The organism is Cellvibrio fontiphilus (genome assembly GCF_042646205.1).
Taxonomy (GTDB): domain Bacteria; phylum Pseudomonadota; class Gammaproteobacteria; order Pseudomonadales; family Cellvibrionaceae; genus Cellvibrio; species Cellvibrio fontiphilus_A.
In genome coordinates this window covers 72,421-94,145 of the sequence record NZ_JBHRTF010000004.1, presented here as the reverse complement: position 1 = coordinate 94,145, position 21,725 = coordinate 72,421, and the positions used below count along the sequence as shown (strand labels likewise).

Here is a 21,725-nt window from a genome sequence, read left to right as displayed (position 1 = left end):
TTGCTTACTGCGCATTTCAGGGGCAGACAAAATGCACCATTAATTCACAAAAACTCAGTGTGCAGCATTTTATTGGAGCATAAACCGGTGCAACGAAAGCACCAGTAGCGCACATGAGTGCAGCAAGCGATAGAAATCTCGCACTATTTTCGTATTGGCATAGCCGTTGCAAAAGCCCGCTTAACTCGCACCGAAAAACCATGACGCACCAAAATGGAAATCGCTGCGACATTTTATTTTCCTAACTGGCTTGGGCGATCTTCCATGAGCACTTATCGTTTCCCCCTGTTGGATTTTTCCAATAAATCTGTAGCGACCCTGCACTTCACCTGGTTCGCGTTTTTTCTCACCTTTGTGATGTGGTTTAGCTTGCCGCCGCTAAAACCACTCATCACCGCCTCCTTTGCGATGACACCACAACAATGGGCCGCGCTATTAACGCTCAACGTTGCACTGACTATTCCTGCACGTATTGTGGTGGGCAGCCTGGTGGATAAATTTGGCCCGCGCGCAATTTATTCGGCACTGCTGATTTTCTCCGGCGCTTTATTAATTGCATTTGCCTGTGCCCAAAGTTTTGAACAGCTCGCACTGTTTCGTTTTTTACTCGGTTTTGTCGGCGCCGGTTTTGTAATTGGTATTCGTTTGGTGAGCGAATGGTTCCCTGCACGCCAGGTTGGTTTGGCCGAAGGCATTTACGGTGGTTGGGGTAACTTTGGTGCTGCAGCGGCTGGTTTTACCCTGCCGTTTTTAGCGATTCATGTTTACGGCGGTGAAGACGGCTGGCGTTATGCCATGGGCACTGCGGCGATTATCGCGATGATTTATGGCGTGGCGTTTTATGCCAGCGTGCGCAATACCCCCAAAGGTTCCACCTATTTCAAACCAAAAAAATCTGGCGGTTTGGAAGTGAGTAATCGCAAAGATTTTGTTTTTTACCTGCTGATGAACGTGCCTATGTATTTGATCCTCGCGGTACTCGCGTGGAAAATGTCGCCTACCAATTTGGCCTTATTAAGCACCGCAACAACTTACATTTTATACGCTGTATTGTTTGCGCTCTTTGTCTTCCAGTTCTCGCAAATTTATCGCGTCAATAAAGACATGCTGAAAAAAGGCAGCGTAGCCGAACACGATAAATATGAATTTAAACAAGTGGCGATTTTAAGCTGGGCCTACCTTGCAACCTTCGGTTCGGAAATTGCGGTGGTATCGGTATTGCCGGCGTTTTTTATGACCACCTTTGAAGGCCTGAGCGTAACCCAGGCGGCGATGCTGGGCGGTTCTTTCGCCTTTATGAATTTGGTGGCGCGCCCCGGCGGCGGTTGGGTGAGCGATAAATTTGGTCGCCGCTTTAGCATGAGTATTATTCTCGCGGGCGTGAGTGTAGGTTATTTGCTGCTGTCACAAATTAACGCCAGCTGGCCGCTCTACCTTGCATTTACCGCCGTGTTTATTTGCTCGCTGTTTGTGCAAGCCGGTTGTGGCGCTGTGTTTGCGGTTGTACCCTTAATCAAACGCCGCATGACTGGCCAAATTGCGGGCCTTGCCGGTGCTTACGGTAACGTGGGTGCACTCTTCTTTTTGACCATGAATACGTTCATCGACACCCAAATGTTTTTCTGGATGCTCGCCGGTGCCGCTGCGATTGGGCTGGTATTTGTGCAATTTCTGAAAGAACCCAAGGGGCATACGGTTGAAGTCAATGAAGATGGTTCACTGCATAAAATTGAAGTGAGTTAATGGATCACCTGCAATCAGTACTGCAAATTTCCTTCGCACAAAAAAGTGACGCAGGCCGTAAGCCGGAAAATCAGGATACGGTAGGCGCACGCATTCCCGAAGGCAATTTACTCACCACCAAAGGCATCGCCATTGCGATTGCCGATGGGGTGAGCAGCAGCACGGCTGCACGTGAAGCCAGCCAGACCGCGATTGCCGGTTTCCTCAGCGACTATTACGCCACCCCCGACACCTGGCGCACCCAGCAATCGGCGATGCGCGTGATCCAAAGTTTGAACTCCAGCTTGTGGGGGCGCAGCCAGAATTCCATTTATGGCGAGGGCTACCTCACCACCTTTTCGGCGTTAATTTTAAAAGGCGACAGCGGTTTTATTTTTCACGTGGGCGATACCCGCGTGTACCGCCTGCGCGAAAACAATCTGGAATTACTCACCCGCGACCACACCCAACGCATCGACAAACACACCACCCATTTAAGCCGCGCCATGGGTGCCGATCCCTACCTGGAAGTGGATATGCACAGCTTGGAATTGCAGCGCGGCGATATTTTTATTTTATCCAGCGATGGCATTCACGAGCATATTCCGCCCGCCGAATTCAAAGCGCTGATTATTGCCGAACAACACAATCTGGATGCGCTGGTAAATCAAGCCCTGCCTCTGGCATTGCAACACAAGAGTGAAGACAACCTGAGCATTCAGGCGCTGCGCATCGACAATTTGGGTACCGCCGGGCAAACCGATGCGGTGCAGGTATTATCGCGCCTGCCTTTTCCGCCAGTGTTTTCACCGGGCCAAAGTATCGATGGTTTAACCATTAAAAAAATCCTGCACGAATCAACACGCAGCCAGGTGTACTTGGTGGAGGATGAAAAAAAACACTTGCTGGTGATGAAAACACCCTCGGTTATTTATCAGGACGATAAAGCCTACATCGAACGTTTTGTGATGGAAGCCTGGATCGGTGCGCGCATTCAAAGCACCGGCGTAGTGCGGGTTATTCCCGCCCCGGAAGCGCGCTCCTGTTTGTACTACCTCACTGAATATATTGCCGGCCCCACGCTCACCCAGTTATTAAAAGAGCGCGGGGTTTTAGCCATACTCGATGCGGTGGAACTCACCGAGGGTTTGATTCGCGGCATACGCGCCTTTCATCGCAAGGAAACCCTGCATCAGGATCTAAAACCGGACAACATAGTGATTAGCGGCAAAGGCCCGGTGATTGTGGATTTTGGCTCCTGCTGGGTGGCCGGCGTGCAAGAGGCCGGCGCGCCGATTGAACGCGACCTGGTATTGGGCACGCTGGATTACTCCGCGCCGGAATACCGCTACGGCGGCAGCACCAGCGAAGCCTCGGACCAGTTTTCACTCGCGGTATTGCTGTATGAAATGCTCACCGGCAAACAGCCCTACGGCAGTGGCTACAGCAAGGCGATGGACTTAAAAAGCTTCCAGAAATTGAAATATATTTCGGCGATGAAATTTAATCCGCTTGTACCCTACTGGTTGGATCGCGCACTGGAAAAAGCGCTCAGCATCAACCCCAACCACCGCTATCAAGCACTCTCCGAATGGTTACAGGATTTAAAACGCCCCAACCCCGACTGGCTGGTGGCGCGCTCGCAGCCGCTATTGGAAACTCACCCGGAACGCGTATGGAAAGTGCTGGCGATTAGCGGCTGGCTGACAGCCCTCGCAGCCTTCATCTTCCTGCATTGATCGAGCGAGCAGCCGATCAAGGATTCATTGATCGATCAATCAAAACCCCTCCAAGCTGTGATTAACTTGGCCGCCCGGTGCGGCCATTTTCTGTTAGGCTCCCGCCTGCTGCAAACGCCTGTATAAGACCGCAACACTAATAACCATAAACCTCGAAAATTCCAGCGACACCGCAGAGGGATGTTTGTCATGGCCAGTAAACGTGCACTGATTGTGGATGACTCCACCACCGCCCAATACCGCCTCAAAAAAATGCTGCGCGCCTACCCGCTCGATATAGATATTGTCGACTCCGGTGAAGCCGCACTGCGCTACCTTGCACACCACTCGCCCGACGTGATTTTTATGGATCACCTGATGCCGGGCATGGACGGTTTTCGCGCGCTGCAAATTATTAAATCCCACCCGGAAACGGCGATGATTCCGGTGATTATGTACACCTCCAAAAGTGGCGATGTATACACCGGCCAGGCGCGTGCACTGGGCGCGCTGGATGTAGTCAGCAAAGACCGAATCAACGCCACGGATTTATCGCGGGTGATGGAAACCATTCATATTTATCCACTGCCCAAATCCGCCGCGCCCGACAATCACCCACACCACAGCGTGGAAAGCCCGGAATTAATTGCGGCCGCAAATAAGGTTACCGCCACTGCCAGCTCGCAACTGGAGCGGCGCGCGCCCAACCAAGCCGCCATGGAACAGGCGCGCAATATTGAACTGCGCCTCAGCCATATGGAACACAGTTTGGAAGACAACCGCCGTTTTATTACCTCGCGGGTATCGCGCGAGCTGCAGGGCTTGCGGCAAAGTTTGCGGCAGGAATTTAGCGATATTTTGCAGCAACAAACACCACCAGCCGCTGCAGAACCAGCAGCCCCGGTTGAATCCAACAGCGGCAATCGCTGGGTGTTGGGTTTTGTGTTAGTGATTGGGGTTGCGCTGAGTTTGTATTTTTTAATTCAAATTAAAAATCAACTCGGGCAGCAACAACAGCAACAGGAAATACTCAGCGAACAATTGCAGAGTTTGTTGCAAATGCCATCGCCAGCAACACCGCTACTCTCGCCCCAATTACCCGCAGCACAACTACCATCGCAAAGCGCAGCGCAACTAGCATCGCAAAGCACAGCGCAACTGCCAACGGAAAGCACAGCGCAACCAACCTCTCCCAACGCGCAGCTCACTGCTGCGCCGACATCCGCCGCAGAATCCGATAATTACCTGGAAGATCTGGCCTGGACATTCAATCAGCAGGGCGCGCTGGCGTTTCGCCAGTACACCATAGACACCAGCACTGTGCTGCGCCTGCATGAATTGTTACACCGCCTCGCCAGTCGCGGCTTTAAAGGCATGGCGGTCATTAGTATTTATGTTGGCGATTTCTGTATCGGCAAAGATAAAAACGGCATGGATCAACTCGCCGCCGATGAAACCAGCCTGAGCAACTGCATGCTCTCCAGCGAGTTATACGGCATGGACCGCCTGCGCGCCGACTACGCCCGCGAAACCGAAATGATTTTGCGCAACTTAACCGGCAGCATTAACAGCACCCTGAGCGTAGATATTCACGCGATGGAAGGCACAGAGCCATACCCCGAACGCCTGCCCACGTTTTTCGCCGGCGAATGGAATGCGATTGCACAAAAAAATAATCGCATTGAATTGGTGTTGGTGGAAGCCAAATAAAATTCAGCAAAATCGATAATAAAAAAGCGGAGACTAAATTTCAGCTCCGCTTTTTTATTGCCCGGTGTTAGGGCGAGCATTTTGTAGGTGCGACATTAATGCTCATCAATATCGTACATATGATCAATCACAAACCTCGCCTTGGGCAACAAGCCATTTTCCTGGGTGTTGCTGTAAAACGCTTGCCAGTGTTTTACGCCGCTCCAAAAAGTTTCCGGGGCGGATAAATTGGCGTTCACACCGGGCGCCAAGTCAAAGCCGTTGGCACTAAAGAGTTGGTTCAGCATCATCGCCGAAGGGAAACCGATATTTTGCATTAGCGGATTAGCGGCATTACCTGCACCCCAGACAAAAGCGAGCCAGGGCAAAATATTTTCCACCGCATCGTAACTGACGCGCGCTTTTTGATAATCCGCTAGCGATGCAAGAATTTTTTCCTGGGGTACAGGAATCGCGAGCAGAGCCAAATTGGGAAAATCTTTTTGGCTGGGCAATTGTGCCAGTGGCAATTCAATCAGGCCGTTGCGCGTGGGCGCGTAGCTGGCATGGGCGGGCTGGAACAGCGGCAAATTAAAAAAACTCGCAGTGGAAAAATCGCCCTGATTCACATTCAGCAGCGCACAGTCAGACCAGTAGGACGGCAGCATATCGCCACGCAGATGGGATTGGGCCACGCGCAGACGAAACGAGGCGACGTCCTTACCGCCGGCGAGCACCACCAGGCTCCACTGGCTGCCATCGCCCAATACCAGATCCTGATAGGCGCGCGGCAGCCATTGTTCGTTACTTTCCGCGGGATTGCGCGGCAGCGGGTGCACATCCGCCGGTAACATAGTTTGCGTGGCCAGTGTTTGTTTGATCATTTTCCTTTCCTCAATTTGTTCGAATTTTTTATAAGCTGTTTACTTTAAATGGGCCGCAACTTTTGCTGTAGGCGCGCCGCAATGTTTCATTGGCGTCGGTGCAAACATAATCCACGCTAAATTCAAGGCCAGCCGGTGTGCCGTGAAAACGCAGCAGCGCGACATGATCACCGCGCTGGCGATGTTTAATACTCAAACGCAAATTGGCGAACTTTAAACAATCCACTTCCGCCGCTGTGGGGTGGAGGGGGAAATCCTCGCCCTGACCAAACATGCTGCGCCAGTTATTGCGAGCAATTTTGTATTCGTCCACACAGTTGGTATCAATCAAACGCGAGGGCGAGGCAATCACTTCATAAAACAGGGTTTTTCCGCGCGCATTTTTACCTTCTACTATGCGCCCCCAGTGCACATCGCCGGTGATATAGAGCACCGGAATTTCAGCGGCAAATAATTCGGCAAGCGCCTGGGTGAGCAGCGCAAAGTCGGCGTAATTGGGCATTTCCATATCGGCGATTTTGCGCGCCCAGGGGCCGGGGGTTTCGATAAGCAATGCCTGGCCGGAACTTAATAAACCCACTGCGGGTAAACCTTGTTGTTTGCGCGCGAGCAAATCCTGTTTCCACTGCACAATCGCGGCGTGAGTTGCAGGGTTAAACATGTGCAGCCCCTCAGCATCGCGCTGGGTGCGGCCATCCAAAAACAACATGCTTAAGGGGGCAATATCCATGCGGAAAAATCCTGCGGCTTGCGCGGGCGAACGCTGGTAGCGCTCATACAAACGATTGGCGAGTTCAGCCCAATTCGCACGATCCTGCTCGCAGTGGGTATTGTCCAATTGCGCTTGAAACAGCGGAAAGTTATTCCAGAATTCGTGATCATCCGGCACACAGAGCACCGGCCCGTGCCGCAAAATATCAGCAAGGCCAGGCTGCTGCAGATTGTTGGAAAACCAGTTACGTTGATATTTTTTGCCGAGAGTTTTGGCGAGTGCTTGTTTATCGCAGGGCAAATCCTGCTGCGAAGGCAAATCCAAATAGACCTGATCACCCGCAAGCAGGGTGAAATCCGGCGCGGGTTTGATCTGCTTGATAATATCCGCCAGCGCGCGACTTTTATCATTAGGTTGGTAATAACAAGAGGAGAGCAGCAGGTTAAAACTGGCGCAGGTTTTAGCCGGTAATTGCAGCGGCGGCCGGCGGCTGGTGAGTGTAGTGACGCAGGCATTAGCGCTAACCTTGAGGGTAAAACGCTCGCTGGTGGTCGGCCAGTCCAGCTGAAAAACTCCACTGTAATTAATGGCCTTGCCGCGCGCATCACAAACCTCATCGCCCAGCGGTAAAAAACCCGGCGCTAACAATTGTGCAGCCACCGGCTGACCGGCAATTTCAAAACAGACGTTAGGCGGCGGGTAAACACTCAACACACCAACCCAAATTAAACATTCATCGGGCTTGCCGATTAGGTTGTACGCAAACAACTGCACCTGAGTTCTCCCTGCAGATAAGGCAAGGCAGCACTATATACAGGTTTTTGCGCCAGTCAAAATGCAACAAAGCCGGCAAATGCCGGCTTTGTATTTTGTTGTGTATCCAAAAACAACTGTTATCTACATGGTGCGGACAGCGATTCAAAAGAGCGGTTGCTTTGGCCATAGGTAAAAATATTAGAACCGATGACAGCAATTCTGTTGGTATTAGTTTCCGCGGGTTTGTAGGTCAATTTCAGGGCAGTTTGAATTGAGGTTTCATCGAATGCCCCTTCAGGAAAAGACTGCATTACAAATGGATCGGCGGTTGTCCCATCGGGAGTAATCGTAAAGCCAATTTTGGCGCAACCTTCAATACCACGCATCAGGGCAGCCCTTGGATAATCGGGTGGCACCATGACATCGCTCAACCAATAAGTGGGCCCTTCAGCAGACTGGGTAATTGAAGGTGTGGGGTGATAATGCGGAATTTTTTGTGTAGTTGGCGTAGAAGAACAGCCCGCCAAAACCAAGGACAATGCCATGGTGAATTTTTTCATTTTTAGCTCCTTGCCGTTAGTGATTATTTAAGAAGTTTTATCTTGTCACTTTGAGGGTGATGCGCCATATCCCCAATGAATACAGCTTCCCGGATATTACCAGAGCCTGCTCCAGCAGGCTCTGGTTGCCATAATTATTTTTACTGTGGTGTTAAACGCAACACCACTACGCTGTGGGCGGCCATAGTGAGGTTTAGTTTTTCCGCTGTGGTGCCCTTGCCGCCGTTCCAGATATCGCGCCAGTTGAATTTTTTCTTATCGAAGAAAATCTCGTGTTTAAAAATATCGTCTTTCATGTAATGGAAATTCCAATCCAGACTGTAATTTACGCTGGTATCCGCGCGGTTTAAAAACAGTACCGCGTAATCACCTTTGTCCAAGGGTTTTACAAAAATTTCCATGTCGCCTTCATCAATCCATTTCATGGCCTGAATGCCGAGTTTGTCCTGATTGATGGCGAGCATGTCTTTGTTGGTGAGGATTTTTTTGGTGGTCTCGCTCATGTTGCGCAAATCATTGCCGGCAATTAACGGCGATGCCATGATCGCCCAGAGCGAAAAGTGCGCGCGGTCTTCGTCTTCGCTCATGCCGTTGCCCACTTCCATCATGTCCATGTCATTCCAGTGACCGGGGCCGGCGTATTTACGCAAGCCAACTTGTTTATCCAGAATCGGCAATACGCCCCAGGACGACCAGGAACCGTGGTTGTGCTCGCAATTCCAGCAAGGATAAATGTCGCCTGTGGTGCGCCATGAGTGGCCCACGTCCTGCGCCCATTCCCAGGGTTTGTTATCGCCCCACTCGCAAATACTGAACAGCATCGGGCGACCGGCTTTGTGGATGGCGTCGCGCATGGTGGCGTAGGCGGATTTGGGGTTTATATCTTTGGTATCGCACCAATCGTATTTCACATAATCGATGCCCCAGCTCGCGTAGGTGATGGCGTCCTGATATTCATGACCGCGGCTACCCGGGCGACCGGCACAGGTAGTATTGCCCGCGTCAGAATAAATACCCAGTTTCAAACCCTTGCTGTGCACGTAATCCGCGAGCGCTTTCATGCCAGAAGGGAAATGTTTTTTATCGACTTGGATAAAACCATTTTTATCGCGCTCGCCGTGCCAGCAATCATCGATATTGATGTATTCATAACCCGCATCTTTCATGCCGGATGCCTCCATGGCATCGGCCATTTCGCGAATCATTTTTTCATTCACATCGCAGGCAAAGGTGTTCCAACTGTTCCACCCGAGCTGCGGCGTTTTGGCAAGCTGCTCAAATTTTTGCGCGCTGACGCCCATGCTGGCAGCCAGTGCGATTGCAAATAGACCCGCATTTATCATTAATTTTTTTATCATGGTGTTGACCTTTTTTGTCGTGGAGAAATCGTCGAATAGCTTCTTGTATTAATAATCTTATAATTTAATTCAACGCTAAAAAAAACTGCAATCTGTATTGCAGTTTTTAACAGCGCTTTGCATTTATTAGTGTGTCTGAAAACGCCGATTAAATTCTTGCATGATCGTAATGGTGGAAGTATCGGTATCAAACACACCATACATGCCCTGCTCTTCCTGCGGCGGGTCGCCCATAAAATCATCGCCCTCCTGCCACCAATAATTAGCGCGCGTGGTGCGAGCGTAACCGTTCCAGGCCCAGATGTTATAGCCTGCGCTGGGCTCATCCTGTTTTAAGCTGGTGAGCAGCAATTCAAATACACCGCGAAAATAACGATCGCGATATTCAGTGGTGGAATTTATCGCATAGGAACCCATATCGCGATCCAGACCAAACTCTTCCAGCACCAGCGGTTTATTTAATTGTTTGGCGACATCGATATGCGCCAACATATATTGCTGCGCTTTTTGCCAGGCCGATGGCCAGGTTTCCGCCGGTTTGGTTTTATCAAACCAACTCCAATTGCGAATCCACATGTGATAGGTGAGGTAATCAATGTCTGGCGAGGCGTGGGCATCGATAAAAACCTGCATATCATTCACCGATCCCATTTCGCCTTCGCTGCCACTGCTCACTAAGTGATGGGCATCCAGGCTTTTAATGTAAGCCGCGCTGGCGTGTACCCAATCGACATAAATCTTTTTCTGTTCCGCTGTGGTTTGTGAATTACCGGGGCGCGGCTCGTTGGCCAATTGCCAGGACATAATGGTGGCGTCATTCACATAGGCTTTGCCATTGAGAGTGTTCACGCGGGTGATAATTTTTTGCAGGGTGTTGCGATATTCCTGCTGGGCTTTTTCGCTGCGATAAAAACTCGCCGCTTTGGCCATAAATTTTTCCCATTCCTGGGTCACGTTCGGGTCTTGCACTGGCTCGCCATCAATCCAGCTCATGTATTGGGTCATACCGCCCGACCACTGCCAAAAATTATTAAAGTAGAGCACCACCGTCATGTCGCGTTTGGCCAGTTCTACTAACAAATAATCCAGCCCCTGCAAAAGTTCTTCGTCGTAATTGCCAAAGCCGTTAGTCACTGCAGGTTTAACCGCCGAATTAATTTCGCTTTTTTCGGAAACGGCTAATACGCGCAAATTGTTCACGCCGATGGATTGAAGATGATCCAATTCTTTAACAAGACGCTCGCGATCACCCACCTGATTGGGCGCGCCCAAATAAGCGGCATACCACATATTTACCCCGGTGATGACATAGGGCTTGCCCCGGCGCTCAAACTGGCCACCCTTCACACGGACAAAATCCTGCTGCGCATGTTGCTGCGCGCCAGCGGCACTGACTGCTATTGGTGACGATGAATTTGCAGGCGCAGATGGTTTTTGGTTGCACGCAGTTAACACCAGTGCACAACAGGCGGCGAGCAGACATATTATTTTTTTCATTCGCTATTCCGGATATTTATTTTATAAGGCAATGCCGGGTTAATCGGCGTGTAAATACTGGAGCGCTTCCATCATCGCCCGACCATTGTGGTAGGGGCATTTCCAAAAGCCGACTTTGTAATGTGACTGGGAATTATCGTCCAAGCGCGATAACCATAACCACTCGCCGCCCTCACGATCAATTTGGTATTTTTTGGTAAACGCCCACACTGCTTCTGCGGCTGAAAAATATTTTTTCTCGCCGGTCACGCTAAACGCATAGAGAAAACCCACCAGCGCTTCGGCCTGCACCCACCACACGGCTTCGCGATTAACACTGGCCGTTGCAAAATCGTAAGAGTCCAACACCTGCCCCTGCTCGCCAATCCCTTCTTGCAAGGTGACTTCCGCGATATTGATCAAGGTGGGTGTGAGCCGCTGGGTGTAATCCGTATCACCCAAGGATTCCAGTGCTTTGGCAATTAACCAACTCGCTTCTATGTCGTGGCCATAGGTATAACCCGGTGAAAAATCCCGCCACTGCAAATCCATAAACATGCGCAGGTGGTAGGTATTTTTATCGATCATGTATTTATCAAACATATCGATGTTGTATTTTAATGCCGCGCGAATTTCTGCACTTGGGTGCGCCTGATACAGGGTGGTATAGGCTTCCAAAATATGCAGATGGGTATTTTGTGATTTGGGGTAATTCAAATCTTTTTCGCTCAGGCGCAAATCCTCAATCAACCCCCACTCGCGCGTAAAGGCCTCCAGGTAACCTTGATTCTCGCGGTCGATGGCAAACTGCTCCACCAGATTAAAACATTCCAGCGCGCGCGCGATTGCCTGTGCATCAGCAGTCAACTGGAAATAAGCGCAGAGTGCATAAATAGTAAAGGCTTGTGCATAGACTTGTTTTTTGGTGTTGATGGGCTGCCCTGCCGCGTCCAATTCCCAATAAACACCGCCGTGCTTTTTATCAAAAAAATGTTCACACAAATAATCGTAAGCGCGCGTGGCGCACTGGCGATACACAGGGTTATCAAGCTGCTGCGCGGTTTCGCTAAAAAACCACAAAATGCGCGCGTTCAGAATAATGCCTTTGGTGGCCTTGGGCACAGGCTGGTTGTCTGCACCCACTTCACCGTAAAAACCACCCTGATCCTGATCAAGGGTGTGCGCTGCCCACCAATCGGCAATCGCCACTAATTCTGTGCGAAATTCCTGCTGTAAAATCTGTGCAGATAAAGGAAGCATGGCGGCGTTCATGGTTTAAATCAGTTCCTTCATCACTTGCAAATTAGCGCTGATTAATTGATTGCGCACCGCGACCGATGCCGCTGAACGCAGGCCATCTTCCGGCGTGTTTTTGCAATAATCGATAAGTTTTTCCACCGTCGATGTAGCCACATGCATGCGCGTGTCGGATGAAGCGTAATAAATAAACACTTCATTTTTTTCATTCACAATCCAACCATTGGAAAACGCTACGTTGGATACATCGCCCACGCGCTCAGCACCGTGCGGTGCAATAAAATGCCCGGCCGGGCGATGGGTTACTACCCAGGGGCGCTCCAATTCGGTCATGAACATATAAAGCACATAGCGTAAACCGGCGGCGGTATTGCGTACACCGTGGGCCAGATTCAGCCAACCTTCCGCTGTTTTTATCGGCGCGGGGCCCTGGCCATTTTTTACTTCTTTGATGGTGTGATAGACCTTGCCGTCCACAATCACTTCGGATTTCACTTCAGCGCGAGTCATGTCATCCACCAGACCCCAACCTATACCACCACCGGCGCCCACACTGATAAAACCATCTTGCGGGCGCGTGAACAAACCGTATTTGCCGTCGATAAATTCCGGGTGCAACACCACGTTGCGCTGCTGGCCTGAATAGGTCACTAAATCCGGCAAGCGCTCCCAGTTGATTAAATCTTTAGTGCGTGCAATACCACACTGGGCTTCTGCCGCCGAAGTGTCGTTGGGGTGATTTAAATCTTTGCGCTCGGTACAAAATAAACCGTAGATGTAACCATCTTCGTGATTGGTCAAACGCATGTCATACACATTGGTATCCGGGCGATCTGTTTCCGGCATGGTGATGGGGTAATCCCAAAAGCGAAAGTTGTCGATACCGTTCGGGCTTTCCGCAATCGCAAAAAAAGATTTGCGATCCACACCTTCCACACGCACCGCCAAAATATATTTGCCATTCCAATACATGGCACCGGAGTTGAACGCGGCGTTAATGCCCTGGCGCTCCATCAAATGCGGGTTGGTTTTTTCATTTAAATCGTAGCGCCAAAAAATTGGAGCGTGTTCAGCGGTGAGAATCGGGTGCTCATAGGTGGTGTAAATGCCGTTGCCTTTGGCGGCAGGTTTATTTTTTTTGCTAACAAGCGCTTCATGCTCCTGCAACAGCGCTTTGGCTCTTTCAGTAAAACTACTCATGCAATGAATACTCCGGTGAGTGATGTTTGCTTTTTGCCAATACCCATGAAGATATTGGCCATAAAAAAACGTAATCGATTACATTGCGCGCTAAAATTTTTTGCGCGCCGCCGTCAGCAAACGCGCAAAAAAAATTACTCGCGCATTAACGCTTTGCGATCAGTGCCTCGTCGTTGCTACCCTGCAATACCGCGGCCGGGGTATCTGCCGGGTAGTCCTCCAATTTTTTGTACCAGTTAAACCAGAGAACAATACTGGTTACCGCAGCAACGAGCATGGCGACAATAAATTCCGGCCAGTGTTTGATCACCATAAAAATTGGCGCTGCCACCAGTGCGGTTTGCCACACAATACCGACCACCACATTGACGGCATCGCGCGCAAAATTGTTGTTGGCTTGTACCTGCGGGTAGTCCTTTTGCGCTTCGGCCAATACCGGTGCCCAAAAACCCCAGGGGCGCACTTTGGTGTAAAACTTTTTCAGCACTTCCATATCGTCCGGTGCAGTCAACAGCGAGCCAATTACACAGGCGGCGATACAGGCAACAAACATAAAGGGGAAGGCATGAATTGGTGCTATGTCGGTAAATATCAGCGGGAACGCGATAGCAAAACCGGTGACCATGCCCCAGAAATAACCGTAGCCATTAAACCGCCACCAATACCACTTCAGCACATTGGATGCGGTGTAGCCGCCGTAAAGTGCACTCACCAACCACTGGATAACCTGATTCAGGCTGGGAATAAAAAAGCCAATCGCCACACCCAAAATCACAAATAAAACAGAAATGAGATAACTCATTTTTACGTAGGTTTTGGGCGCGGCATCGGCGTTGATGTAGCGCTTGTATAAATCGTTAACTACATAGGCAGGAGCGGCATTTACCGTGGCCGCAAAAGTGGACATAAAGGCGGCGAGCAAACCGGCAATCAATAAACCCAGCAATCCACTCGGCAAAATATCGCCCGCCAATACCATGGGCAGGATTTGTTCAAAATCCAGCTTGTCGCCCATTGCATTTAAGTCGTCCATAAACAAACCGAGCGCCAATACGGTTAAACCGGTGATGAGCATATAGCGTGGGAACATCAGCACTACCGTCACCACACCACTCATTTTGGCCGCTTCTTTGGGAGTTTTGGCGGAGAGCACGCGCTGCATATCATAAGTGGGTTGCGGGCCAGCCATGCTTTGCAACATGCCCTTAAACAACATCAGCATAAAAAAGATGGCAAACAACTCGTAACCATCGGCATCAATTTTTTGCTGTGCCGCCGCGAGTTTTGCTGACCAATCCACCTGCAATTCCCAGCTGAAGAAAATGCTGGTCCAGCCTTCCGGAATGGCCGCGTTTAACATCTCCGGGGACACCCGCTGCATGGCAATAATGCCCACCGCAATACAGGCAATCGTCATAATGATAAATTGCAGCACCTCGGTGAACACCACACTGAACATGCCGCCTTTTACTACATACACAGTGGTAATCGCGGTGATAATCAGACCATAACAAACATCGTTCAGGTGCGGATCTTCAGCCAGCTGCCAGGGCATAAATACCGCGGCGAATTTACCAATGCCGATAAAGCCGTAGGCGATAAAACCGATCACATTGACCAGTGCAAACAGCACCACAATTAAATGCGACAGGCGCGCGCCCTTGCCCTCGCCAAAGCGAAACGTAATCCACTCAGCACCGGTCATCACTCCCGAGCGACGCAACCAGGCGGAGAGAAAAACCATTAAAAATATTTGGTTGAACACCGGCCAGAGCCAGGGAATAAATACACTGGTCAGTCCATAAACAAATAACAAATACACCAGCCACATAGTGCCGGAAATATCGAACATGCCGGAGGCGTTGGATAAACCCAATTGCCACCAGGACAATTTATTGCCGCCGAGGAAATAACTTTTTATGTCTTTGGAGGCGCGACTGGAAATCCAAAAACCTACCAACAATGTCGCAGCCACGTAGGCGAGGATGATCGCTATATCCAACAGGGGAAGATTCATTAACAAAATCCGGATTTATTATGTGGATGACTATTTGTATTTACTGCTTGTTTTTACTGTTTGTATTTATACAAAACGGCATAACCCGAAGGCGGCGACCGGGCATCACCGCCCCCAGGATGCATCGGCAGGAAACAAATAGCACATAAGACTATAAGCACCCTGGCGACAAGCTAATGTAACCGTTTACATTTTATTTTTCTAGTCTCTTGTGAGGAGCTGTAGTAAATTTTCAGTCAAATAAGTCATTTTCTGGATGCATCTACCGCCATCCGCCCATTTCCGGCTCTTTAAGGTCGTTTTCTATGTCCAATATTCGCGATGTCGCCCGCTTGGCTGGCGTTTCCGTTGCCACTGTTTCACGCGCCCTGAGCAACCCTGAAAAAGTATCCGATGACAGTCTGGACAAGGTGCATAAAGCCATCGCCCAAGTGGGCTATCGCCCCAATATGCTGGCGCGCAACTTTCGCTCGGCGCGCGCCTACGCGGTGGTGGTATTGGTGCCCGATATAGCCAACCCCTTTTATTCGCTGTTTATTCGCGCCCTGGAAGACCGCGCCCAGCAAAAAGGCTACGCCGTGCTGCTGGGCGATACCCGCGGCACCCCCGAGCGTGAAATGGAATACATTCGCCGCGTGGAAACCCGCCTGGCCGACGGCATAGTGCAGCTGCGCCCCAGCTCGGAAAAAAGCCAGAACAACATTCCGCCCGATATTCCCTGCGTCAACGCCTGCGGCTGCGAATACACCACCGGCCCGGCAATTCGTATCGACAACCGCGCCGCCGCCAAAACCATGGTGAATTATTTGATTTCACTGGGTCACAAGCGCATTGGTGTCATCTCCGGCCTGAAGGACAACCCACACGCCATCGACCGCCTGGAGGGTTACAAAGAAGCGCTGGCCGAAGCCGGTATTCCCTTTGAAAAAGATTTAATTGCCGAGGGCGACTTCACCATGTGGTCTGGCCTGAATGCCGCCTTCCAGTTCTGCAATATGAAAGTGCGCCCCACCGCGATTTTCTCCATGAACGACGAAATGGCGATAGGTGCCATGCAGACTTTAAAAAACCAGGGCATTCGCATTCCGGAAGATATGTCGGTCACCGGCTTTGACGATATCGCCTACGCCAAATACTCAGACCCAAGCCTCACCACCATTTCCCAACCCGCCGAAGAAATGGGCAAAATGGCAATGGATATGCTGCTAAAAGTGATAGAGGGCGAACCCCTCAGCCAACGCGAATGTGTACTGCCCACAGAATTTATTATTCGCAAAAGCACCGGGCCTGCGCCGAGTAAAAAATAAAACCCTGCGCTAAATAATCGCTAAAAACAAATCACCGAAAAAAAATCAGCAAAAATAAAAAACGCGTTACGGAATTCCCGCAACGCGTTTTTTATTTTCCGAACACCGTTTAATTGCTTAATAGCAAGCGCCTTGAATAACGCTTAGCGACAAATAGCACCTATATTTTCCACCAGTCCCGATGCTGCCTCGCCAATACAGCCGTGGCGGTTATTTACAAACTGTGCGCCCACCAGCATGTTGTTAACGCAGCTGGCATCGTTGGCCAAGAAACCCACACCGCCGGACTGTGAAATAACAACGGAAGTAAAGGTATTTCCTGTCGCGCCTGTAGCGGCATCGGTATTGACTTGCGCAAGAAAAACACCGTGTTGGATATTGTCGCGAATATGCATATTGGTAAATGCGTTATCCAACGAATCGCGCATAAAAATTCCTACTGTGCCGTTGTTGCTGATGGTCACATCGTAAAATTTGTTGTTATTAAATTTAATGTCGGTGGAAATACCGGCCGCTTTGTTACCGTACAAATGAATGCCGGTAAACGTGCTGTCCTCGGTTTCATAACCGGCGAGGCCATCAAATTCATTATCAAATGACGTGTAGTCGCGGATATTTAACCGGCGGCAGCCCAATTCAGTGACCAAGCCACCGGACATAGCGCCAAACACTGTGACCGATTGCACCGCACAGTCCTCACAGCGGCGAATGCTAATGCCGTTATTGCGCAATGGAAATTCCATGCTGCAAGGCCCACCCATACATTCCGAGAGCTGGTTGGCGCGGTTGCCGTCAATCATCAAATCACGCACTTTTATATAGCGGGTGGTGCGACTGGGAATGCCCTCGGCCATACCCATAATAATCACCGGTGCGTTAGCTTTATCGGCAAGCCGCAATAAAGTTGCAGGCCCGGTACCGCGCAGGGTTACGTTATGCCGATCCATAATGATGGGAGCGCTGCAGCTGTATGTGCCGGGTAACAGGCTCACCTCACCACCTTCTGGCGGCAATTGATAAATCGCTTTTTGGATGGCGTCACAGGTTTTTTCTTTCACTTCCACCGCAAGTGCAGGTACTGCGCTCAAAGTGAACAAAATGGTTAACGCGATGGCTAATCCGGAAGTGAGGCGATGACTTTTCATAGCAGGTCTCTCTTATTGCAGGACTTTCTTATTGCAGGATCCGCTTATCGCACGACCCTACCGCCCTTTAATTCAGCCTAGACCCAAAGTGCAGCTCATTAATGAAAAATGCGCCTATAGCAAAAAAAAATCTAATCTCTTGTTATAACCATTAAGTTTCGTATAACCACTGCGGGTTATATTTATTTTCCGCGCCCAATATTTGTGCAAAAAAACGGGCAGCGATAACCTCGCTGTCCGTTTTTTTAGCGGCACTACACATGAATAAAATTAGGTTTTGATTAATTCAAAGTGATCCAGCAATTCCATAGCAGCGACAATCAAGTGATAAAGCGTGCTTGCCGGTGCAACATCAACCACTATTTCATCCTGCGCGCCGCGTTGGTCTACGTAGGAGCCGGGCGTTGCGGCGCACAGGTAATATGTGAACAGATCATCCACGCCTTTAATGGCAATAGCTTCGGCCTGCGGATTGCCAGCGCGAATTTGCACCAGGCTGGCTTTAATTAATTCAGTGATGCCCCAGCAGCGTTTATTGCGATCAATCACTTCACCGGTGTAACTCACCGCATCAAATAACAAGCCGGATTTATCCATACCGATTTCCAAACCGCGCGCGTAGAGTGTGCTGGTGTATTGAGCTACCGGGCGGCCGCTGCGGCGGTGATACCAGTCCAATAGCCAGACCCACTCCATCATGTGGCCCGGCTCAACCGTATCGCCTTTGGCATTGGGCAGACGCGTCCAATGGTCATCAAAAAATTCAAACAGCACACCTTTTTCCGCATCAAAAAAGTGGCTTTGGAATAGCGCAAATAATTCACCTACCCGCGCCAGGTATTTTGCATCGCCGGTAGCATCAAACAGCGCGAGGAAAGCCTCAAATAAATGCATGTGGGGGTTTTGCCGGCGACAGGCGTAGGCGTAATCACCTTCAATCCAACCGCCGACTGCAGAGCCAAAAGCGGCATCCAAATGCGCGATTAATTTATCCGCTTCCTGCAGGTAGGCATCCTCCTTAAACGCGCGATAACACCAGGCATTGGCAAGCAGGAAAAACGCGTGGTCGTAGAGGTCTTGTTTGGTGTCCACCACCCTGAAGTTTTTGTCGAGCAGATGGGTATAACCCGCAGCTGCAGTGGGGTGGGCAGCATGTTGCTGTACAAATGCCAGCAACTTTTTGGCGACCGACTTACCCTCGGGACACCAACCGCGCTGGTAGGCAGCGGCAAAAAAGAAGGCTTGGCGAGCCTGTACCCGAACGCGGGTACTGGACTCCAGATCCGGCACACCGGCCGGGGTCAGGCGCTCATAATTAGCGCCGGTTTCAGGCACTAACCCGCGCGCTAACCAGAGTGGCAGGGCGTCCTGTTTGATCCAGTTTTCAAGGCGACTGGCCGCCGCATGCAATGCTTGTGACATAAATGTTCCATTTACCGCCAGTGCGGTTGCAGTGAGTTATGAACCTTGGGGATTATGGCGGATTGATGATGAATTTTACGCGGCACTTTTAACAACAACCAGACAAAGCACCAGGAACACCGATAAAAAAGCTAACCGCTGATAAAGAAAAAACCCCGGAGAACCGGGGTAAAAAAACACAACAGCGGGCTACGGCTTAACCATTAATCACTCACAGTTACCGGCAACTTTACCCAAGGAGCAAGCAAAAATGCTTACCAGCTTAATCGGTTACCGATAAAAAACATGAATAAACGGGCCTTAGCGGGGTGCATTATGAATAAAAATGTAACCGGTTTCAATCATTTTAATAATCACATCAACAACCGCGACTACCAGTAGCTGGCCGTAAAAAGAAAAACCCCGGCAAGCCGGGGTAAGTCGCTAACTAAAGACGAACTATTGCGGTAAAAAATCAAAGGTTTGATTGATGGTAGTGCGCGCCACCCTGGAGGCCGGGAAGCTGATTAAACGAATGCGCTGCAGGATTTTCGCTTCCAAATCGCTATCGCCCAATTCGCTCGACACCAATGACGCCTCGACAATTTTCCCGCTGGGGTCGATCACTATTTTTACTACCATCTTGCCTTCCAGCGCCGCATTCTGCCGCAAGGCGCGGTTGTAGATGGAATAGATGGCACCTTTGTGCTGCTCCATAATCTTGCGGATTTCTTCCTCGCTGCGCGCTGAGCCACCGGCACCATCGCTGTTGCCGGGAGCGGCTTGGGCGGACTTATTCCCCGCCTCAGCCAAACCACTTTTTACCTTGGTGGTTTCACGGCCCGAAAGCGCCACACCGCCAGTGTCGCGGCTTAGTGCGGCGGTATTGATGCCACCACTTGCGGTTTTGGCGCCACTGGTAATCATAGCGCGATCCACCTGCGCGGCTTCGCCAGTGCTATTGGTGACGGTAGTCGCCGCCGTTTCCACTGCCGAGGTCTGCATCATGTCGCGCATTTCGGCCAGGTCGTCTTTAAACTGCATAACCCCCGAGTTGGCGGCCTGCTCGCGGGCTTTTTCCAGCTTTTCCTTGGGGGGCGCCACCACCGGTTTTTTCACCGGCTCCGGCGGTTTTACTACTGGCTCTGGTTTTTTCTCCTCCGGTTTTGGTTCAGGCTTTTTTTCCTCCACCTTGGGCGGTTCTACCGGTTTAGGGGGCGGCAACTCTTTCTTTTCCAAAACAACTCGCGCCAACTGTGGCGGCAGTTTTTCTTTTTCCGCACGGCTGATTTCAGGAACCTTGATGAGGGTGACGCCAATACTCAGCAGCAGCAACACCACCAAACTGGCAGACAAAATTTTGGTAAACCGCTGATCGTCTTGCGCGGACGCGCTCCAGGGCAACTGGGTATTTAACAGGGTGCCGGTCATCTCACCCCTCCCCGTTCTGTGCAGGCAATTCTTTTTTGGTCACCGCCAATGAGATATCGCGATACTCAGCCGCCGCACAGGTTGCCATGATTTTTTTCAGCAATTGGTAGGGCACCTTCTGATCGGCCATAACCGTTACCGGGCGCCCGGTGAGCTGATCTTTTTCGGCAAGCGGGCCCGCTTTTTGTGCGTGATATTTCAACTCTTTGGCCAATGGCTCAAATTGATCGCCTTGCGCCGCGAGCAATTCCTGCACGGAACCTACCGCTTGCCCAGCGACAACTACCTGGGTTGCGGTAACCAATACCAGCAAATTATTTTCCGGCACCTGATCCGACACTGATGCGGGCAATTTAATGCTTTTATCCGTTTGCAGTACTTCTACATCACCCGAATTCACCAACAGGAAAAATACCAAAATGGTAAAAATATCCATGAGTGAAACCAGATTTAATTTGGAGCCTTGTTTTAAACGGCGATGGTGTTTAGCCATGCGCTTGGCGCGCAGCGATTGTTTCATTGCGCACCTCCGTTTTGCACAGCGCCGGTTGAAGCACCGGGCGCGGGGGCATCGCCCAGCGAAATTTCGGGAAACAATTCTGCATCGACAACACTCGCCGCAACCACGGCCTTAAAGGAGCGCGCGGTATCCATAGTGGTAACCAGCGTTTGGTAGTCGGTGTCTTTTTCCGAAAGAATATAAATATCTTTTTTCTGTATGCCTTTGTCTTCCAATAAACGTTTGGTTTCCTGCAACACAGTTGCCAGCAGCGCAAAGTCGTATTGGCCATCAGCGGTTTTTTCAACCCACTTTAATTTGATGCCCGCCGGATAATTCACTTCAAATTTATCGGCGCGGATAATCAACTCCAACTGCTGTGGCGGCTCCTCGGTAGGCGGTGTGCTTGAATCCGCCATATCAGGCAATTTGAGATCCAGCACGGTGGTGCGTGCCAACACCATGCTCATCAATAACACCGGCACCAATATGATCATCAAGTTCATAAAGGAGGTGATATCGAGATCCGGATCTTCTTTGTAACGGCGTTTTATACGCATAAAAAGTTCCCCAATAACGACCACTGCAAATTG

Annotated in this window: 17 protein-coding genes; 4 read left to right on the top strand and 13 right to left on the bottom strand. The window is 50.4% G+C overall.

Annotated features, from left to right (window positions below; all coding sequences use genetic code 11):
• The first annotated feature begins 264 nt into the window (after nucleotides 1–264).
• The 3 genes from ACFODX_RS09085 to ACFODX_RS09075 all read left to right on the top strand — a co-directional run bounded on the left by ACFODX_RS09085 (nucleotide 265) and on the right by ACFODX_RS09075 (nucleotide 5,150).
• Nucleotides 265–1,743 (top strand): MFS transporter, encoded by a 1,479-nt coding sequence (locus ACFODX_RS09085; protein ID WP_378118286.1) that lies wholly within the window; start codon nucleotides 265–267, stop codon nucleotides 1,741–1,743.
• A complete protein-coding gene (locus ACFODX_RS09080; protein ID WP_378118283.1) occupies nucleotides 1,743–3,461 on the top strand; it encodes a protein kinase domain-containing protein in 1,719 nt (572 codons plus the stop codon). Before ACFODX_RS09085 ends, ACFODX_RS09080 begins: the two co-directional genes overlap by 1 nt.
• A gap of 189 nt (nucleotides 3,462–3,650) precedes the next feature.
• A complete protein-coding gene (locus ACFODX_RS09075; protein ID WP_378118281.1) occupies nucleotides 3,651–5,150 on the top strand; it encodes a response regulator in 1,500 nt (499 codons plus the stop codon).
• Nucleotides 5,151–5,245: 95 nt separating this feature from the next.
• Here the strand turns inward: ACFODX_RS09075 and ACFODX_RS09070 are convergent, their stop codons facing one another.
• The 8 genes from ACFODX_RS09070 to ACFODX_RS09035 form a co-directional block, all read right to left on the bottom strand.
• Entirely contained in the window at nucleotides 5,246–6,013 is a 768-nt protein-coding gene (locus ACFODX_RS09070; protein ID WP_378118279.1) for a hypothetical protein, read from the bottom strand.
• 28 nt (nucleotides 6,014–6,041) lie between these two features.
• On the bottom strand, nucleotides 6,042–7,499 hold the full coding sequence (locus tag ACFODX_RS09065) for an alkaline phosphatase D family protein (RefSeq protein WP_378118277.1): 1,458 nt from the start codon (nucleotides 7,497–7,499) through the stop codon (nucleotides 6,042–6,044).
• A 119-nt stretch (nucleotides 7,500–7,618) separates the two neighbouring features.
• Nucleotides 7,619–8,041 carry a TonB family protein gene (locus ACFODX_RS09060; protein WP_378118275.1) on the bottom strand — a complete coding sequence of 141 codons (423 nt, stop codon included), beginning with the start codon at nucleotides 8,039–8,041 and terminating at the stop codon, nucleotides 7,619–7,621.
• A 140-nt stretch (nucleotides 8,042–8,181) separates the two neighbouring features.
• Nucleotides 8,182–9,384 carry an alpha-galactosidase Aga27 gene (gene aga27, locus ACFODX_RS09055; RefSeq protein WP_378120071.1) on the bottom strand — a complete coding sequence of 401 codons (1,203 nt, stop codon included), beginning with the start codon at nucleotides 9,382–9,384 and terminating at the stop codon, nucleotides 8,182–8,184.
• 141 nt (nucleotides 9,385–9,525) lie between these two features.
• The gene (locus ACFODX_RS09050; RefSeq protein WP_378118273.1) at nucleotides 9,526–10,896 is read right to left on the bottom strand and encodes a glycoside hydrolase 5 family protein; all 1,371 of its coding nucleotides are present in this window, start codon (nucleotides 10,894–10,896) and stop codon (nucleotides 9,526–9,528) included.
• Nucleotides 10,897–10,935: 39 nt separating this feature from the next.
• Nucleotides 10,936–12,147 carry an AGE family epimerase/isomerase gene (locus ACFODX_RS09045; protein ID WP_378118271.1) on the bottom strand — a complete coding sequence of 404 codons (1,212 nt, stop codon included), beginning with the start codon at nucleotides 12,145–12,147 and terminating at the stop codon, nucleotides 10,936–10,938.
• A 3-nt stretch (nucleotides 12,148–12,150) separates the two neighbouring features.
• A complete protein-coding gene (gene mgp130, locus ACFODX_RS09040) occupies nucleotides 12,151–13,332 on the bottom strand; it encodes a 4-O-beta-d-mannosyl-d-glucose phosphorylase Mgp130 (RefSeq protein ID WP_378118269.1) in 1,182 nt (393 codons plus the stop codon).
• Between the two features lie 145 nt (nucleotides 13,333–13,477).
• The gene (locus tag ACFODX_RS09035; RefSeq protein WP_378118267.1) at nucleotides 13,478–15,349 is read right to left on the bottom strand and encodes a sodium:solute symporter family protein; all 1,872 of its coding nucleotides are present in this window, start codon (nucleotides 15,347–15,349) and stop codon (nucleotides 13,478–13,480) included.
• 305 nt (nucleotides 15,350–15,654) lie between these two features.
• On the opposite strand from ACFODX_RS09035, the gene ACFODX_RS09030 reads away from it, so the two are divergent.
• Entirely contained in the window at nucleotides 15,655–16,656 is a 1,002-nt protein-coding gene (locus ACFODX_RS09030) for a LacI family DNA-binding transcriptional regulator (protein ID WP_378118265.1), read from the top strand.
• Nucleotides 16,657–16,799: 143 nt separating this feature from the next.
• Here the strand turns inward: ACFODX_RS09030 and ACFODX_RS09025 are convergent, their stop codons facing one another.
• From ACFODX_RS09025 to ACFODX_RS09005, 5 genes are all read right to left on the bottom strand, one after another.
• A complete protein-coding gene (locus ACFODX_RS09025; RefSeq protein ID WP_378118263.1) occupies nucleotides 16,800–17,801 on the bottom strand; it encodes a right-handed parallel beta-helix repeat-containing protein in 1,002 nt (333 codons plus the stop codon).
• A gap of 270 nt (nucleotides 17,802–18,071) precedes the next feature.
• The gene (locus ACFODX_RS09020; protein WP_378118261.1) at nucleotides 18,072–19,223 is read right to left on the bottom strand and encodes an AGE family epimerase/isomerase; all 1,152 of its coding nucleotides are present in this window, start codon (nucleotides 19,221–19,223) and stop codon (nucleotides 18,072–18,074) included.
• A 438-nt stretch (nucleotides 19,224–19,661) separates the two neighbouring features.
• Nucleotides 19,662–20,633: a TonB family protein gene (locus tag ACFODX_RS09015; RefSeq protein ID WP_378118259.1), complete on the bottom strand. Its 972-nt coding sequence runs from the start codon at nucleotides 20,631–20,633 to the stop codon at nucleotides 19,662–19,664.
• Nucleotide 20,634: 1 nt separating this feature from the next.
• Nucleotides 20,635–21,153, bottom strand: a complete 519-nt coding sequence (locus ACFODX_RS09010; RefSeq protein ID WP_378118257.1) for an ExbD/TolR family protein — start codon at nucleotides 21,151–21,153, stop codon at nucleotides 20,635–20,637.
• On the bottom strand, nucleotides 21,150–21,692 hold the full coding sequence (locus tag ACFODX_RS09005; protein WP_378118255.1) for an ExbD/TolR family protein: 543 nt from the start codon (nucleotides 21,690–21,692) through the stop codon (nucleotides 21,150–21,152). Before ACFODX_RS09005 ends, ACFODX_RS09010 begins: the two co-directional genes overlap by 4 nt.
• Nucleotides 21,693–21,725: the final 33 nt, after the last annotated feature.